Origin of the sequence: Streptomyces sp. NBC_01410, assembly GCF_045040195.1 — a bacterium.
Lineage (GTDB): Bacteria > Actinomycetota > Actinomycetes > Streptomycetales > Streptomycetaceae > Streptomyces.
In genome coordinates, this window is record NZ_CP109530.1 from 3,910,741 (window position 1) to 3,925,571 (window position 14,831).

Sequence of the window (14,831 nt, forward strand, 5' to 3'; positions counted from 1 at the left end):
GCATGGACGGTATGGACGGTATGGATCACAGCGACAACGACCAGAAGGCCTTCCGTACGCTGCTGCACGCGCAGCGTGTATGGGACACCGAGCTTCCCGGGTTCGACCCGGCCACCGCGCCCGGCACACCGCTGCCGCTGTTCCACCGGTGGTTCGCCGAGGCCGTGGCCGCCGGTCAGGCCGAGCCGCACACCCTGACGCTGGCGACCGTGGACGAGCAGGGGATTCCCGACGTACGGACGCTGATGCTGCACGACGCGGACGAGCGCGGCTGGCACTTCGCCTCCCACGCCACCAGCGCGAAGGGCCGGCAGCTGGCCGCGAACCCCGAGGCCGCCCTGGGCTTCTACTGGGCGGCACAGGGCCGCCAGATCCGGATTCGCGGTCGGGTGAGGACGGGCAGCTCGACGGAGAGCCTGGCCGATCTGCACGCGCGCTCGACGGGCGCGCTGGCCGCCGCGCTCACCGGCCGTCAGAGTGAAGTACTCGACTCCCAGGACGAGTTGGAGTACGCCTCGCAAGCCGCATGGGACCGGGCCCGGAGGGATCCGGACGCGACCGTGCCGACCTGGACGCTCTATGTGCTGGGGGCGTACGAGGTGGAGTTCTTCCAGGGAGACGGGCAGCGGCGGCACGTCCGGCTGCGCTACCGGCGCGAAGAGGATTCCTGGGTGAGGGAGTTGCTCTGGCCCTGACCCGCCGGCCGGAACACCGGTACCGCCACGCCGTCCCCCTCCGTGGCTTCCGTCCGGATGGTGACCTCAAGCTCCATGCCGATTAGAAGCTCCGCCTCCGGGCACTCGACGATCTCGGTCATCAGCCGCGGACCTTCGGCGAGATCGACGACCGCGGCGGTGTACGGGACGCGCTCGCCGAACGGCGGCAGGTCATTGCGGTGCACGACCGACCAGGTGTAGAGCGTGGCGCGGCCGCTCGCCCGCTCCCAGTCGACGTCCTCGCTCCAGCAGTACGGGCAGAACTCCCGCGGATAGTGATGAGCCTTCGCGCAGGCGCGGCAGCGGCGGATCAGCAGCAGCCCCTCGGCCGCCGCGTCCCAGAAGGGCCGGGTGAAGTGGTCGGTCTCGGGCAGGTCGAAGCGGGGGGCCGCGGGCATCAGAAGAGTCCGATCGCGCTGTCGAGAGACCAGGTCTGCCAGGACATGGCGAAGAGGGCGACGAAGGATATGAGCGCCATCATGGCGTTCTGCCCCTGTTCGGCCCAGTCGTGGATCATCAGGACCAGATAGATCAGGTTGAGCAGCAGGCCGCCGACGAGCGCGATCGGGGTGAGGAAGCCGACGATCAGGCCGAGACCGAGGGCGAGTTCGGCGTAGACGACGATGTACGCCATCGCCCTGGGGCGGGGCTGGACCACCTTCTCGAAGCCGTTCTTCACCACGGGCCATTTGTGCTTGCCCGCGACGTCGGCGGCCCAGGCGATGCCGGTGCCGCGCTCGAACCAGCCCTTCTTGTCCTTGTGGCGCCAGCTCTCCAGCCACCACAGGCCGAGACCGATACGGAGTACGGCGAGCCATTCGGCGCCGGTGAGCCAGACGGTCTCCATCCCGGACTCCCTCTCTCTGACTTCTGACGGTACGTCAGTTCAGCGGACAGGGGGCCGTGTGCGCAAGAGGTGTGCGGGGCGTGATCAATTCGCAACCGATTCCCGTCTTGACTGAGACCCATCAAGTAATCGCGCGATTACGCTCACGATTCATGGCCGACGAAAAGGACATCACGCTCACCAACGACCGGCCCGTGTACGTCATAGGCGGCGGCCCGGGCGGTCTCGCGGCAGCGGCGGCACTGCGGGAGCGGGGCGTACGAGCGGTGGTGCTGGAGAAGTCCGAGTCCGTAGGGGCGTCCTGGCGCCGCCACTACGACCGGCTGCATCTGCACACCACCCGGCGGCTCTCCGGGCTGCCCGGGCTCGCGATGCCGCGGTCGTTCGGGCGCTGGGCCTCCCGCGACAACGTGATCCGCTATCTGGAGAAGTACGCGGAGTTCCACGAGCTGGAGATCGTGACGGGCGTCGAGGTCTCCCGTATCGAGCAGTCCGGCGCCGACTGGCTGCTCCACGCGACGGGCGGCCGGCAGCTGACCGGACGGGCCGTCGTGGTGGCCACCGGCTTCAACCACACCCCGCGGCTGCCCGACTGGCCGGGCCGCGAGGCGTACACCGGTGAACTGCTGCACGCGCGCGAGTACCGTAACGCCGCGCCGTACGCGGGCAAGGACGTGCTGGTCGTCGGCGTCGGCAACACGGGCGCGGAGATAGCCGTCGACCTGGTGGAGGGCGGAGCCGCCCGGGTGCGCATCGCCGTGCGGACGATCCCGCACATCGTCCGCCGCTCGACGGCGGGCTGGCCCGCCCAGCGCACCGGCATCCTGGTCCGCCGGCTGCCGGTCCGCGCCGTGGACCGGGCGGGCGAGATCATGTGCCGGATCGCCGTGCCCGACCTCGCGGAACAGGGCCTGCCGCGTCCGGACACGGGTCTGTACTCCCGCGTCAAGGAAGGCGCGATCCCGGTCCAGGACGTGGGCCTGATCGACGCGGTACGCACCGGAAAGGTCGAACCGGTCGCGGCGCTCGACTCGTTCGACGCCGACAAGGCGGTCCTCGCGGACGGCACCCGGATCTCGCCCGACGTCGTGATCGCGGCGACGGGCTACCGCAGGGCACTGGAGGGCCTGGTCGGCCACCTCGGCGTGCTCGACGACCGGGGCCGGCCGACGGCGCACGGGGGCAGCTCGCCGGGGACGGCGCCGGGGCTGTACTTCACGGGGTTCACGAACCCGATCAGCGGGATGTTCCGCGAGATGAGCCTGGACGCGCGCCGGATCGCGAGGTCGGTGGCGGGGCGCTGAGCCGTACATCTCAGCCCCTCCGGCGTTTGACGAGCGGGGGTCCGGGGGCAGCGCCCCCGGTTACGGGAAGGGGCGGGTAGGGGAACAGGCCCGCCGCAGGCGCACCGCCCGCACCCCGCACCCCCGCACCCCCGCACCGCCCGCGAGCGGAAGGTCGGCTGAATCGAACCGTCTCCCGGACACCGAGCGCGGGTATGGAATCCCCCGGAGCCGGACCCCGAACCGCCGCCCGCCTCCAGGCTTTGCCCGCAGGAGTGTTCCTGACTGGTCGTCAGGTCTGTAATCTGACTATGCGTCAGTTAAATGCCAACGAGCAGGAGCGGGGCACAGCGATGCTTGGATCTACTCACGGCACCCTCACCTCCGACCTCCGCGCACGTGTGGTGGCCTGCGGAGAACAGCCCCGCAACGCCGTCCATGACACGGCCGCCATCACCGCGGTCGACGGCGATCTGGATGTCAGCGGACGGCCGTTGTACGCCCCCGTGCCCGACCTGGACCGTTTCTTCCGGCCCGCATCCGTCGCCGTCGTCGGGGCGTCTGACGCCGACGGGCGGCCCAACACCGGTATCACCCGGCAGCTCGTCGACTGGGCCGGGCGCGTCGGCGCGCGGCTGTATCCCGTGCATCCCTCCCGGGAGAGCATCTTCGGACTGCGCTGCCTGCCCTCCGTCGCCGAGCTGCCCGAGCAGGTCGATCTCGCCGTGCTGCTGGTCGGCGATCCGCTGCCGGTCATCGGGGAACTGGCCGAGGCCAAGGTGAAGTTCGCCGTGGCCTTCGCATCCGGGTATGCCGAGACCGGCCAGGAGGGCGCGGCGGCGCAGACGCGGCTGGCGGCCGCGGTGGAGCGGTCGGGTCTGCGGCTGCTCGGGCCCAACACCAATCTCAACGCCTTCGAGAAGTTCCGGGAGGACCTTCAGGGACCGGCGATCGCGCTGATCACCCAGTCGGGACACCAGGGGCGGCCCGTCTTCGCCCTGCAGGAGCTCGGCATACGGCTCTCCCACTGGGCGCCCACCGGCAACGAGGCCGATCTGGAGACCGCCGACTTCATCTCGTACTTCGCCGAGCGACCCGAGGTCGGGGCCATCGCCTGTTACGTGGAGGGCATCAAGGACGGCCGCTCCTTCCTGCTCGCCGCCGACCGGGCCGCGCGGCGCGGGGTCCCGGTCGTCGCGGTCAAGGTCGGGCGGACCGAGGCCGGGGCGCGGATGGCCGCCTCGCACACCGGCAAGCTGACCGGCGCGGACCAGGTGGTGGACGCGGCGATGCGGCAGTTCGGGGTGATCCGGGTGGACGGGCTCGACGAACTCCAGGACACCGCCGCGCTGTTGGCGCGGGCGCGCAGGCCGGTGGCCGACGGGGTCGTCGTCTATTCGATCTCCGGCGGCACGGGCGCGCACTTCTCGGACCTGGCGACGGCGGCCGGACTGAAGCTCCCCCGGCTCTCCGAGGCCAAGCAGGCGGAACTGCACACCTGGATACCGGAGTATCTGAGCGTCGCGAACCCCGTGGACAACGGCGGGCACCCGGTGGGCGACTGGCGCGGCCGCAGAATCATCGACGCGATACTCGACGACCCGTCCGTCGGGGTGCTGATCTGTCCCATCACCGGCCCGTTCCCGCCGATGAGCGACAAGCTGGCCCAGGACCTGGTGGACGCCGCGGAGGCCACGGACAAGCTGGTGTGCGTGGTGTGGGGGTCGCCGGTGGGTACGGAGGCGGCGTACCGCGAGACGCTGCTCGGGTCCTCGCGCCTCGCCACGTTCCGTACCTTCGGCAACTGCATCACGGCCGTCCGCGCCTATCTGGACCACCACCGCTTCACCACCGGCTACCTCTCGCCCTTCGACGAGGCGCCGCGCACCCCGTCCCCCTCCTTCCGCAAGGCGCAGGCGCTGATGCGCCCGGGCAAGCAGCTGAGCGAGCACGCGGCGAAGTCGCTGCTGCGGGCGTACGGCATCCGTGTGCCGCGCGAACAGCTGGTGACCAGCGCGGCGGCGGCGGTCCGGGCCGCGGGCCTGGTCGGCTACCCCGTCGTCATGAAGGCGTCCGGGACGCAGCTCGCCCACAAGACCGAACTGGGCCTGGTCAAGGTCGGGCTGACCTCGGCCAGCCAGGTACGTGACGCCTATCGCGAGCTGACCGACATCGCACGCTACGAGGACGTGGACCTGGACGGGATCCTGGTCTGCCAGATGGTCGAGCGGGGCGTCGAGATGGTCGTCGGCGTGACCCAGGACGCGCTGTTCGGACCGACGGTGACGGTGGGCCTGGGCGGGGTGCTGGTCGAGGTCCTGCACGACGCGGCCGTACGCGTCCCTCCCTTCGGCGAGGACCAGGCACGCGCGATGCTCGGCGAACTGCGCGGGCGCGCCCTGCTGGAGGGGGTCAGGGGCGGGCCGCCGGTGGATGTGGACGCGCTGGTGGAAGTCGTGCTGCGTATCCAGCGGATGGCCCTCGAACTGGGCGACGAGCTCTCCGAGCTGGACATCAACCCGTTGATGGTGCTGCCGCGCGGTCAGGGCGCGGTGGCACTGGACGCGCTGGCGGTGTGCCGGTGAGCGGCGATGTGCTCCACCGCGCGGAGGGCGGCGTCCGGTGGATCACTCTCAACCGCCCCGAGGCGATGAACGCCGTCACCCGGGATCAGCGGGACAGGATCATCGAGCTGCTCGACGCCGCGTCCGCCGACCCGGAGGTCCGGGCCGTCGTCATCACCGCCACCGGCAAGGGCTTCTGCGCGGGCGCGGATCTGCGCGGCACCGCGCAGACCGGCCGGGAGCGGGTCGCCGGGGACGTCGCGCGGACGATACGGCTGGGGGCCCAGCGGCTGATCGGCGCGGTACTGGACTGCGAGAAGCCCGTGATCGCGGCGGTGAACGGCACCGCCGCCGGCATCGGCGCGCATCTGGCCTTCGCCTGCGATCTGGTTCTGGCGGCCGAAACCGCCAAGTTCATCGAGGTGTTCGTACGCCGCGGCCTCGTCCCGGACGGCGGCGGGGCGTACCTGCTGCCCCGGCTGATCGGACCGCAGCGCACGAAGGAACTGATGTTCTTCGGCGACGCGCTCCCAGCAGCCGAGGCGGAACGGATCGGCCTGGTCAACCGGGTCGTCGCCGCGGAGGACTTGGAGAAGACGGCCCGCGAATGGGCGGACCGCCTGGCGGCCGGACCGACGCGGGCCCTCGCGCTCACCAAGCAGCTGGTGAACGCGTCGCTGGAGTCGGACCTGGCCACGGCCTTCGCTGCCGAGGCGGCGGCGCAGGAGATCAATATGACGACGAGGGACGCGAACGAGGGCGTGGCGAGCTTCGTGGAACGCCGGACTCCGCGGTACCGGGGTGTGTAGTCAGCCGCGGTCCACGTCTCCGCCTGCTCCTGTGGGACGCCGTGGGCTCAACGGATAGTCGCTGCTCGGCCGATTCCCTTCCAATCTGACGATGCGTCAGCTTCAATGGCTGATGTGATGGGACACGCAGGGATGGCGGCCACCGCCGTCCGATACCTCAGGTCGGTCGGGGCCCCCACGGCCACCGAGCCGTTCGACGCCTTGCCGCGCCCCGACCTGCGGGCCGTCGGCGACGACGAGCGGCTGCCCGTCGACCCGGGTGAATTCCGGCGCGTACTGGGCCACTTCGCGACCGGCGTCACCGTCGTCACGGCGTACGACGAGATGGGCCCGGCCGGTTTCGCCTGCCAGTCCTTCGCCTCCCTCTCGCTCGATCCCCCGCTGATCGCCTTCATGGTCGCCCGTACATCGACGACCTGGCCGCGCATCGCCGGCGCGGGCGCCTTCTGCGTCAACGTCCTCGGCGCGCACCAGGGCGAGCTGTGCCGGGGCTTCGCGGTCAGCGGCGCGGACAAGTTCGCGGGCGTCCCGTACGACCGCGCACCGGCGACCGGGTCGCCGCGTCTGGAGTCCGTACCGGCCTGGATCGACTGCACGATCCAGGCCGTGCACACCGGCGGCGACCATCTGATCGTCGTGGGGCGGGTGGCGGCGCTCGGAGCGGCGGACGAGGCCGTGCCGCTGCTCTTCCACCGGGGGAAGTTCGGCCGCTTCAGCGCGTGAGCACAGGGCTCGCCACCCGCACGATCGAGTGAACGCCACGCTGGCGAGCCGTACACCAAACAGTTGGACGGCAAGCTCAGAGAGCGCCGGTTCCCCTCGGGAGCACACAGCGAACGAGGAGTGACGGGATGAACGGCCGAAAGGCATGGGCCGAGCTGAGGCAGGAGACCCTCGCGCACCCCGAAGCCCGGGAGGCGTACGAGGCGACTCGGATCCGCTTCGAACTCGGTCGCGCTGTGCGTGAGCGCCGGGAGGCTCTCGGGATGACCCAGGTCCAGCTCGCCCAGCAGGCCGGGCTTCAGCAGCCCGCCGTGGCTCGCTTCGAGGCAGGTGGGACGATGCCGACCTGCCGATGCTCGAACGGCTCGCCTCCGCGCTCGGGCTGCGGCTCAGCGTCGGCTTCGAGCCGCTGGACCGCGCAAGCTGAGCAACCGAGCAGCCGTTTCCACCGGAAAGCGTCAGGCAACCGGGTCGGGCGCACCCTTCACGAGCGAGTCCGCCGGCAGCGCCGGCAGCGGGGCAAGGGGCCTGCGGCGGATGACCAGGGCCATCAGTGCCGCCGCCGCGCACAGCGCGCCTGAGGCGTACCAGACAACGTCGTACGAGCCGAACACGTCCCGCGCGACGCCGCCCGCGAAGGCCACCGCCGCCGCGCCCACCTGGTGGGAGGCCAGGACCCAGCCGAAGACGATCGCGCTGTCCTCGCCGTAGTGCTCGCGGCACAGGGCGATCGTCGGAGGGACCGTCGCCACCCAGTCGAGGCCGTAGAAGACGATGAAGAAGAGCATCGGCGGGTGGACGGACGGTGCCAGCAGCATCGGCAGGAAGAGCAGGGAGATGCCGCGCAGCGCGTAGTAGACCGCCAGCAGCCGCCGGGCATCGAAGCGGTCGGTGAACCAGCCCGAGGCGATCGTGCCGACGACGTCGAAGACACCGATCACCGCGAGCAGCGACGCGGCCGCCGTGATCGGCATGCCGTGGTCGTGGGCCGCGGGCACGAAGTGGGTTTTGACCAGGCCGTTGGTCGATGCGCCGCAGATCGCGAAGGTGCCCGCGAGCAGCCAGAACGGCCCCGTGCGGGCCGCCCGGAACAGCACCTTGAGCGCGCGGCGGGCCGCGCCCGGAACCGGGTCGGGCTTCGGCGTGAAGCCCTCCGCTCCGTACGCCGCGATCCCCACGTCCGCCGGATGGTCGCGCAGCAGCAGCCAGACGAAGGGGACGACCGCCAGCGCCGAGAGCGCGACGGTGATCGCGGCCGGGCGCCAGCCGTGGTGCTCGACCAGCCAGGAGAGGACGGGGAGGAAGACCAGCTGGCCAGAGGCGCCGGCCGCGGTGAGGATGCCGGTGACCAGACCGCGCCGCCGCACGAACCACCTGTTGGTGACCGTCGCGGCGAAGGCCAGCGCCATCGAGCCGCTGCCCAGGCCGACCAGGATTCCCCAGTACAGGACCAGCTGCCAGGAGGTCGTCATGAAGACCGTCAGCCCGGAGCCGAGCGCGATGACCGACAGAGCCACCGCGACCACCCGGCGGATGCCGAAGCGGTCCATCAGCGCCGCGGCGAACGGCGCGGTGAGCCCGTACAGCGCGAGATTGACCGAGACCGCGAAACCGATCGTTCCGCGCGACCAGTCGAACTCCTCGTGCAGCGGCTCGATCAGCAGACCGGGCAGGGACGCGAAGGCGGCCGCGCCGATGATCGTCACAAAGGTGACGACGGCGACGAACCACGCGCGGTGAATGCGAGAAGTACGACGGAGGGTGGGCGGGCTGCCGTGCGGGGCGGTTGTCTCGTTCACGTCACTCAGCATCCGGGGGCGGATCCCCGCCATCGAGTGGCCCGAGGGACAGCATTCGATAGGATCAGGCCATGGGTGATGACAGAAAGCACCGGGTTGTCGTGCTGGCCCTGACCGGGCTGCTCCCCTTCGAGCTGGGCATCCCGCACCGGATCTTCGGCCGCGCCAAGGACGCGGACGGCCATCCGCTCTACGAGATCGTCACCTGCTCGCTGCGCCCGGGACCCGTCCGTACGGAGGCCGACTTCGACATCAACGTCGAGCACGGCCCGGAGATCCTCGCCACCGCGGACACCGTCGTCATCCCCGCCTCGTACGAACTGGGTCCCGTCTACGAGGAGGGCCGGCTCACCGAAGAGCTGGCCGGCGCGCTCGCGTACGTCCGGCCCGGCACCCGTATGGTCTCCATCTGCACCGGCGGTTTCGTCCTCGCCGCCGCCGGATACCTCGACGGGCGGCCCGCCACCACCCACTGGTCGTCCGCCGAGCACTTCCAGCGGCTGTTCCCCTCAGTCAAGGTCGACGCCGACGTGCTCTTCATCGACGACGGTGACGTCCTCACCTCGGCGGGCGTCGCCGCGGGCATCGATCTGTGCCTCCACATCGTGCGGCGCGACCACGGCACGGCCGTCGCCAACGACGTCGCGCGCCGCACCGTCGTACCGCCGCACCGCGACGGCGGGCAGGCCCAGTACATCCACCGGCCCGTCCCCGAACCGCAGTTGGCGACCACCACCGGCGCGCGGGCCTGGGCGCTGAGCCGGCTGCACGAGCCGATCCAGCTGCGCGACATGGCCGACCAGGAGTCCATGTCGGTACGGACGTTCACGCGCCGCTTCCGCGAGGAGGCAGGCATCAGCCCCGGGCAGTGGCTGACGCGGCAGCGTGTGGAGCGGGCCAGGCATCTGCTGGAGTCGACGGATCTCTCCGTCGACCAGGTGGCACGGGACGCGGGCTTCGGCACGGCGCAGTCGATGCGGCAGCATCTGCAGGCGGCGCTGGGAGTCCCGCCGACGGCGTACCGGCGCGCGTTCCGCGCCGGCGCTGAAGGCTGAGGGGGCTCAGAAAGTCAGCACGCCGCGCGCCACCCGGCCGTGGTGAGCGTCGTCCGCCGCCTTCGCGAAGTCCTCGATCGGATACGTCTCGGTCACCAGCTCGTCCAGCAGCAGCCTGCCCTGCAGGTACAGCTCGGCGTACAGGGCGATGTCGTGCTGCGGGCGCGAGGAGCCGTAACGGCAGCCCAGGATGGACTTGTCCAGGAACATCGCCGCGGGCACGAAGGTCGCCTCCGCCGTCGCCGACGGCATCCCCAGCAGGATCGCCTGCCCGCGCCGGTCGAGCAGCTCGATCGCCTGCCGGATGAGGCCGACGTGCCCGACGCACTCGAAGACTTGGTCCGCGCCGGTCGGCAGTATGTCCCGCACCCCGTGGACGGAGGGGAGAAAGTCCGTCGCCCCGAACTGCCGCGCCGCGGCCTCCTTCGCCGGATTCGAGTCGACGGCGACGATCGCGGACGCCCCCGCGATCCGGGCGCCCTGGATGACGTTCAGCCCGATGCCGCCGGTCCCGATGACGACGACGGTGTCGCCGCGTTCCACCTTTGCGCGGTTCAGTACGGCTCCGACGCCCGTCAGAACCCCGCAGCCGATCAGCGCGGCGGACGTCAGCGGCAGCTCGGAGGGGATCTTCACCGCCTGGACGGCCCTGACGATCGTGCGTTCCGCGAAGGCGGAGTTGGAGGCGAACTGGAAGAGAGCTTCGCCGCCGCGGGAGAAGGGCCGTCCGGGACGGCCGATCGCCTTGCGGCACATCGTGGGACGGCCGCGGTCGCAGTCCGCGCAGGCGCCGCAGTTGGCGAGCGTGGAGAGCGAGACATGGTCACCGGGCACGACATGGCCGACGCCCGCGCCGACCGCCTCCACCACGCCCGCGCCCTCGTGCCCGAGGACGACCGGCACGGGGAAGGGGATCGTGCCGTCGATCACGGAGAGATCGCTGTGACACAGCCCGGCGGCGGCGACGGCGACCAGCACCTCGCCGGGCCCCGGCTCCCGGATCTCCAGATCGTCGACCACCTGGGGCTGCTTGCCGTCGAAGACAACGCCTCTCATCGGGGCTCCCTCGGTAGGCCGAGCACCCGCTCGGCGATGATGTTGCGCTGGATTTCGTCCGAGCCGCCGTAGATCGTGTCGGCGCGGGTGAAGAGGAACAGGTGCTGGAGTGCGTCGAGTTCGTACGGGCGCTCACGGCTCCAGTCGTACGGGCCGATGGCCGCGGCGGCGCCCCGGACGGCCATGGCGAGCTCGCCGAGACGCTGGTGCCAGCCGCCCCAGAGCAGTTTGGCGACGCTGGGGGCGCCGGGATCGGCGGGGGCGCCTTCGTCGTCCGAACTGCCCAGCGTGCGCAGGGCGTTGAAGCGCATGGTGCGCAGCTCGGCCCACTGGCGGACGAGCCGGTCCGCGAGCACGGGGTCGCCCGCGGCGCCGCTCTCCAGTGCCAGCCGGATCACGCGCTCCAACTCCTCGGCGAATCCGATCTGCTGGGTCAGCGTGGAGACCCCGCGCTCGAAGCCGAGCAGGCTCATCGCGACGCGCCAGCCGTTTCCCTCACCGCCGACAAGATGCCCGGCACGGGCCTCGGCGCCGTCGAAGAAGACCTCGTTGAACTCGCTCGTGCCGGTCATCTGGCGGATGGGACGTACGTCGATGCGGCCCGGCTGGTCCATGGGGACGAGGAGGAAGGAGAGCCCGTGGTGGCGCCGCGAGCCGGGCTCGGTCCGGACCAGTACGAAGCACCAGTCGGCGTCCTGGGCGAGTGAGGTCCAGATCTTCTGCCCGTCGATCCGGTACGTGTCCCCGTCCCGCACGGCGGCGGTCCTGATCCCGGCGAGATCGGATCCGGCGCCGGGTTCGCTGTAGCCCTGGCACCAGAGCTCGTCGCCCCGGGCGATCGCGGGCAGGAAACGCGCCTTCTGCTCGGCGGTGCCGTGCGCGATGAGCGTCGGCGCGAGCAGGTTCTCGCCAATGTGGCCGACGCGGGCGGGGGCGGCGGCACGGGCGTACTCCTCGGCCCAGACGACCTGCTGGCTGAGGCCGGCCTGCCGGTTGCCGTACCCGGCCTCGGCCCAGCCGATCCCGATCCAGCCGTCGCGGCCGAGCTCGCGCTCCCAGGTGCGGGGGGTGGTGGGGCGGGTCGCGTGCGCGGCGAGCCAGGCGCGGGCGTCTGCGCGGAAGGCGTCGTCGGCCGGGCCGAACTCGAAGTCCACGTCGTCTCCTAGGAGTTGTGTTTCCCCCACCCCGCCCTCCCCCTACGGCCTGGCGGCCGTAGGCGGTACCCCCATCCCGTAACTGGGGGGGCAAGCCCCCCAGACCCCGACGGGGCTTCGCCCCGGACCCCGTATGCGACCTTCGGCCGCATGTCCTCAATCGCCGGACGGGCTGAAATGTGCGGCCGAGCCGCACATTCAGCCCCGCCGGCGTTTGAGGCGTGGTCCCGGACGCGAAATTCAGCCCCTCCGGCGTTTGAGGAGCGGGGGTCCGGGGGCGGAGCCCCAGGTCAGGGCCGAATGACCGGGCCCGCGGCCGGGGCCGAGCCCCGCGCTAAACGTTCGGGCGGTCCCCGGACGCCGCCGCCCTCGCCATCTCCTCCAGCCGCGCCAGCATCGGCATCGGATCCACCCCCACCGTCCCCGGCAGAAAGTCCGCGATCTTCTCCGGGCTCCAGCCGCCCTCCGCGTACCCCGCCCGCAGTTCCCTCGGCTGCGCCCACACCGCGATCTTCGGGCCCGCGATCGTATAGACCTGGCCCGTGATCCGTTCCTCGCGGGCGCGGTCGGAGAGCAGGTAGGCGACGAGCGCCGCCACGTCCTCCGGTTCGCCGATCTCCTTGAGCTCCATGGGGACGTTCGCGGACATGCGCGTACGGGCCACCGGCGCGACCGCGTTCGCCGTGACGCCGTACTTGTTGAGGCCCAGCGCCGCGCTGCGGACGAGCGAGATGATGCCGCCCTTCGCCGCGGAGTAGTTGGCCTGCGCCACGCTCCCCTGGTGGTTGCCGCTGGTGAAGCCGATCAGCGTTCCGGCGCCCTGTTTGCGCATCACCGCGGACGCCGCCCGGAAGACCGTGAACGTGCCCTTCAGATGTGTGGCGACCACCTGGTCCCACTCCTCCTCGGACATGTTGAAGAGCATCCGCTCGCGCAGGATCCCGGCCACGCACACGACTCCGTCGATCCGCCCGTACTGGGCGAGCCCGACGTCCACGAGCCGCTGCCCCCCGGCCATCGTGGAGATGTCGTCGGCGACGGCGACCGCTTCGCCGCCCGCCGCGACAATCTCCTTGACGACCGCCGACGCGATCTCGGACGTCGGCTCGCCGCCGCCGACGGAGACGCCGTAGTCGTTGACGACGACCCGCGCCCCCTCGGCCGCCGCGGCCAGGGCGACGGCCCGGCCGATGCCGCGGCCCGCGCCGGTGACGGCGACGACCTTGCCTGCCAAGAAGTTCCCCACGTCCGGCCCCTTCCCGCGGTTTCTGACGGACCGTTAGATTCTACGGTCAGTCAGATACTCGAGCACAAGCCCCAGGAGGCAGCCCGATGTCACTCCCGGCCGAGTTCTTCGAGATCGCCAAACGCGTGAACAACTGGGGCCGTTGGGGCGCCGACGACGAGACGGGCACGCTGAACCTGATCACGGACGAGGTCGTCACAGCCGCCGCCCAAGCCGTCCGCAGCGGGCGTCGCGTACCCCTCGCCCTCCCCCTCCACCAGGACGGCATCCAGACCGGCGTTATCCCGGGCCGGGTGAACCCCCTGCACACCATGGTCCAGATCAACCAGGAGCTCTTCGGCCCCGGCACCGTCGCCACCAGCGACGACGCCGTGACCATGGGGCTCCAGGCCGCGACCCACTGGGACGCCCTGACCCATGTCTCCCACTCGGGGAAGATCTACAACGGCCGTCCCGCCGACACCATCACCCCGCACACCCGCGCGCAGTTCAGCGGCATCGACAAGGCCCCGTACATCGTCTCCCGCGGCGTCCTGCTCGATGTCGCGCGGGCCAAGGGACTGGACCGGCTGCCCGGCGGGCACGCCGTGACGCCCGAGGATCTGGACGAGGCCGCGGAGTTCGGCGGTGTCACCGTCGGGCCCGGCGACATCGTTCTCGTACGGACGGGACAGATCCAGGTCGTCCTCGGCGGCGACAAGCACGCCTACGGCTATCCGTCCCCGGGCCTGTCGGTCCGCACCCCCGAGTGGTTCCATGCCCACGACGTCGCCGCCGTCGCGAACGACACCCTCACCTTCGAGATCTTCCCGCCGGAGATCGAAGACCTCTGGCTGCCCGTGCACGCCCTCGATCTCGTCGAGATGGGCATGCTCCAGGGCCAGAACTGGAACCTGGAGAGCCTGTCCACAGCCTGTGCGGAGGCGAAGCGGTACGCGTTCCTGCTGTCCGCGATGCCCGAGCCGTTCGTCGGCGCCACCGGAACCCCCGTTGCCCCGGTCGCGGTCCTGTGAGTCCTACGGGGTGGTGACGAAACCCCGCACTCCGGGCTCGTACACCGTCCCCGGCGCACCCTGGTCCACTTCGCAGCGGTCCACCTCGCACCAGATGGACTTGCCCACGCCCTCGCGCTGCCAGCCCCACCGGTCGGCGAGTCCGTCGACGAGTTCGAGGCCGCGGCCGTTGGTGTCGCCGCCGTCGGCGTGCCGCGGCTTCGGCGGGCAGGCGCTGATGTCGGCGACCTCCACCCGGACCGTCCCGGCCTCGGTCACTCCCGCGCCGAACAGCATGCGCAGGACCGCCGGACAGCCGGTGTGCACGACCGCGTTGGTGACCAGTTCCGAGATCAGCAGGATCAGTGTCTCGGCCAGCGGCTCGTCGTCCCCTATCCCGGACCCTGCGAGCCGCGATCGCGCCCACCTACGGGCTCGTCCCACCTCCGCCGGGTCGGGCCCGACTTCCAACTGAACCAGAAGCACCTGCACCGCTCACACCATCCGAACCGGCGGACACATCGCCTCGTGCATCGACAAGGTCCTCGACCAGGTCACCGAACGTGACTCCGTTACGAGACAGCATG

The 14,831-nt window shown here is 71.1% G+C and carries 14 protein-coding genes and 1 pseudogene; 8 read left to right on the plus strand and 7 right to left on the minus strand.

Annotation, left to right across the window (positions count from 1 at the left end; all coding sequences use genetic code 11):
- Positions 1 to 2 precede the first annotated feature (2 nt).
- Positions 3 to 695, plus strand: coding sequence for a pyridoxal 5'-phosphate synthase (locus tag OG741_RS17800; protein WP_405599021.1), 693 nt, complete (start codon positions 3 to 5; stop codon positions 693 to 695).
- Here OG741_RS17800 and OG741_RS17805 read toward each other — a convergent pair.
- Together OG741_RS17805 and OG741_RS17810 are read right to left on the minus strand one after the other, a co-directional pair.
- Positions 647 to 1,114: a Zn-ribbon domain-containing OB-fold protein gene (locus OG741_RS17805; protein WP_405599023.1), complete on the minus strand. Its 468-nt coding sequence runs from the start codon at positions 1,112 to 1,114 to the stop codon at positions 647 to 649. The genes OG741_RS17800 and OG741_RS17805 overlap by 49 nt on opposite strands.
- Complete coding sequence (locus tag OG741_RS17810; RefSeq protein WP_266489765.1) at positions 1,114 to 1,563, minus strand: DoxX family membrane protein; 450 nt, start codon at positions 1,561 to 1,563, stop codon at positions 1,114 to 1,116. The genes OG741_RS17805 and OG741_RS17810 overlap by 1 nt, the downstream gene beginning before the upstream one ends.
- Positions 1,564 to 1,715: 152 nt before the next feature.
- Between OG741_RS17810 and OG741_RS17815 the strand changes: the two genes are divergently transcribed.
- From OG741_RS17815 to OG741_RS17835, 5 genes and pseudogenes are all read left to right on the plus strand, one after another.
- Positions 1,716 to 2,867 carry a flavin-containing monooxygenase gene (locus tag OG741_RS17815; RefSeq protein WP_405599025.1) on the plus strand — a complete coding sequence of 384 codons (1,152 nt, stop codon included), beginning with the start codon at positions 1,716 to 1,718 and terminating at the stop codon, positions 2,865 to 2,867.
- A gap of 332 nt (positions 2,868 to 3,199) precedes the next feature.
- Positions 3,200 to 5,431 carry an acetate--CoA ligase family protein gene (locus OG741_RS17820; RefSeq protein WP_405599027.1) on the plus strand — a complete coding sequence of 744 codons (2,232 nt, stop codon included), beginning with the start codon at positions 3,200 to 3,202 and terminating at the stop codon, positions 5,429 to 5,431.
- Positions 5,422 to 6,219, plus strand: a complete 798-nt coding sequence (locus OG741_RS17825) for an enoyl-CoA hydratase/isomerase family protein (protein WP_405599029.1) — start codon at positions 5,422 to 5,424, stop codon at positions 6,217 to 6,219. Before OG741_RS17820 ends, OG741_RS17825 begins: the two co-directional genes overlap by 10 nt.
- Before the next feature lie 132 nt (positions 6,220 to 6,351).
- Positions 6,352 to 6,942 carry a flavin reductase family protein gene (locus OG741_RS17830; protein WP_405599031.1) on the plus strand — a complete coding sequence of 197 codons (591 nt, stop codon included), beginning with the start codon at positions 6,352 to 6,354 and terminating at the stop codon, positions 6,940 to 6,942.
- 128 nt (positions 6,943 to 7,070) lie between these two features.
- Positions 7,071 to 7,277, plus strand: a pseudogene (locus OG741_RS17835) (helix-turn-helix domain-containing protein); the annotation flags it as partial.
- A gap of 123 nt (positions 7,278 to 7,400) precedes the next feature.
- Here the strand turns inward: OG741_RS17835 and OG741_RS17840 are convergent.
- A complete protein-coding gene (locus OG741_RS17840; protein ID WP_405599033.1) occupies positions 7,401 to 8,753 on the minus strand; it encodes an MFS transporter in 1,353 nt (450 codons plus the stop codon).
- Positions 8,754 to 8,812: 59 nt separating this feature from the next.
- Here OG741_RS17840 and OG741_RS17845 point away from each other — a divergent pair, with 59 nt between their 5' ends.
- Positions 8,813 to 9,796 (plus strand): GlxA family transcriptional regulator, encoded by a 984-nt coding sequence (locus tag OG741_RS17845; RefSeq protein ID WP_405599035.1) that lies wholly within the window; start codon positions 8,813 to 8,815, stop codon positions 9,794 to 9,796.
- 6 nt (positions 9,797 to 9,802) lie between these two features.
- Here the strand turns inward: OG741_RS17845 and OG741_RS17850 are convergent, their stop codons facing one another.
- From OG741_RS17850 to OG741_RS17860, 3 genes are all read right to left on the minus strand, one after another.
- Positions 9,803 to 10,852 (minus strand): Zn-dependent alcohol dehydrogenase, encoded by a 1,050-nt coding sequence (locus OG741_RS17850; RefSeq protein WP_405599036.1) that lies wholly within the window; start codon positions 10,850 to 10,852, stop codon positions 9,803 to 9,805.
- Positions 10,849 to 12,006 carry an acyl-CoA dehydrogenase family protein gene (locus tag OG741_RS17855; protein WP_405599038.1) on the minus strand — a complete coding sequence of 386 codons (1,158 nt, stop codon included), beginning with the start codon at positions 12,004 to 12,006 and terminating at the stop codon, positions 10,849 to 10,851. The genes OG741_RS17850 and OG741_RS17855 overlap by 4 nt, the downstream gene beginning before the upstream one ends.
- A gap of 334 nt (positions 12,007 to 12,340) precedes the next feature.
- Positions 12,341 to 13,252: an SDR family oxidoreductase gene (locus tag OG741_RS17860; protein ID WP_405599040.1), complete on the minus strand. Its 912-nt coding sequence runs from the start codon at positions 13,250 to 13,252 to the stop codon at positions 12,341 to 12,343.
- 86 nt (positions 13,253 to 13,338) lie between these two features.
- Here OG741_RS17860 and OG741_RS17865 point away from each other — a divergent pair, with 86 nt between their 5' ends.
- Positions 13,339 to 14,265 (plus strand): cyclase family protein, encoded by a 927-nt coding sequence (locus OG741_RS17865; protein ID WP_405599042.1) that lies wholly within the window; start codon positions 13,339 to 13,341, stop codon positions 14,263 to 14,265.
- Between the two features lie 3 nt (positions 14,266 to 14,268).
- Here OG741_RS17865 and OG741_RS17870 read toward each other — a convergent pair whose 3' ends face one another.
- The gene (locus OG741_RS17870; RefSeq protein ID WP_405599043.1) at positions 14,269 to 14,736 is read right to left on the minus strand and encodes an ATP-binding protein; all 468 of its coding nucleotides are present in this window, start codon (positions 14,734 to 14,736) and stop codon (positions 14,269 to 14,271) included.
- Between the last annotated feature and the right edge of the window lie 95 nt (positions 14,737 to 14,831).

Bases quoted from the DNA above. Each gene is read 5' to 3' on its own strand.
- OG741_RS17845 (WP_405599035.1), top strand. From the start codon at position 8,813: ATGGGTGATGACAGAAAGCACCGGGTTGTCGTGCTGGCCCTGACCGGG.
- OG741_RS17820 (WP_405599027.1), top strand. From the start codon at position 3,200: ATGCTTGGATCTACTCACGGCACCCTCACCTCCGACCTCCGCGCACGT.
- OG741_RS17850 (WP_405599036.1), bottom strand. From the start codon at position 10,852: ATGAGAGGCGTTGTCTTCGACGGCAAGCAGCCCCAGGTGGTCGACGAT.
- OG741_RS17810 (WP_266489765.1), bottom strand. From the start codon at position 1,563: ATGGAGACCGTCTGGCTCACCGGCGCCGAATGGCTCGCCGTACTCCGT.
- OG741_RS17805 (WP_405599023.1), bottom strand. From the start codon at position 1,114: ATGCCCGCGGCCCCCCGCTTCGACCTGCCCGAGACCGACCACTTCACC.
- OG741_RS17865 (WP_405599042.1), top strand. From the start codon at position 13,339: ATGTCACTCCCGGCCGAGTTCTTCGAGATCGCCAAACGCGTGAACAAC.
- OG741_RS17815 (WP_405599025.1), top strand. From the start codon at position 1,716: ATGGCCGACGAAAAGGACATCACGCTCACCAACGACCGGCCCGTGTAC.
- OG741_RS17800 (WP_405599021.1), top strand. From the start codon at position 3: ATGGACGGTATGGACGGTATGGATCACAGCGACAACGACCAGAAGGCC.
- OG741_RS17830 (WP_405599031.1), top strand. From the start codon at position 6,352: ATGGCGGCCACCGCCGTCCGATACCTCAGGTCGGTCGGGGCCCCCACG.
- OG741_RS17840 (WP_405599033.1), bottom strand. From the start codon at position 8,753: ATGCTGAGTGACGTGAACGAGACAACCGCCCCGCACGGCAGCCCGCCC.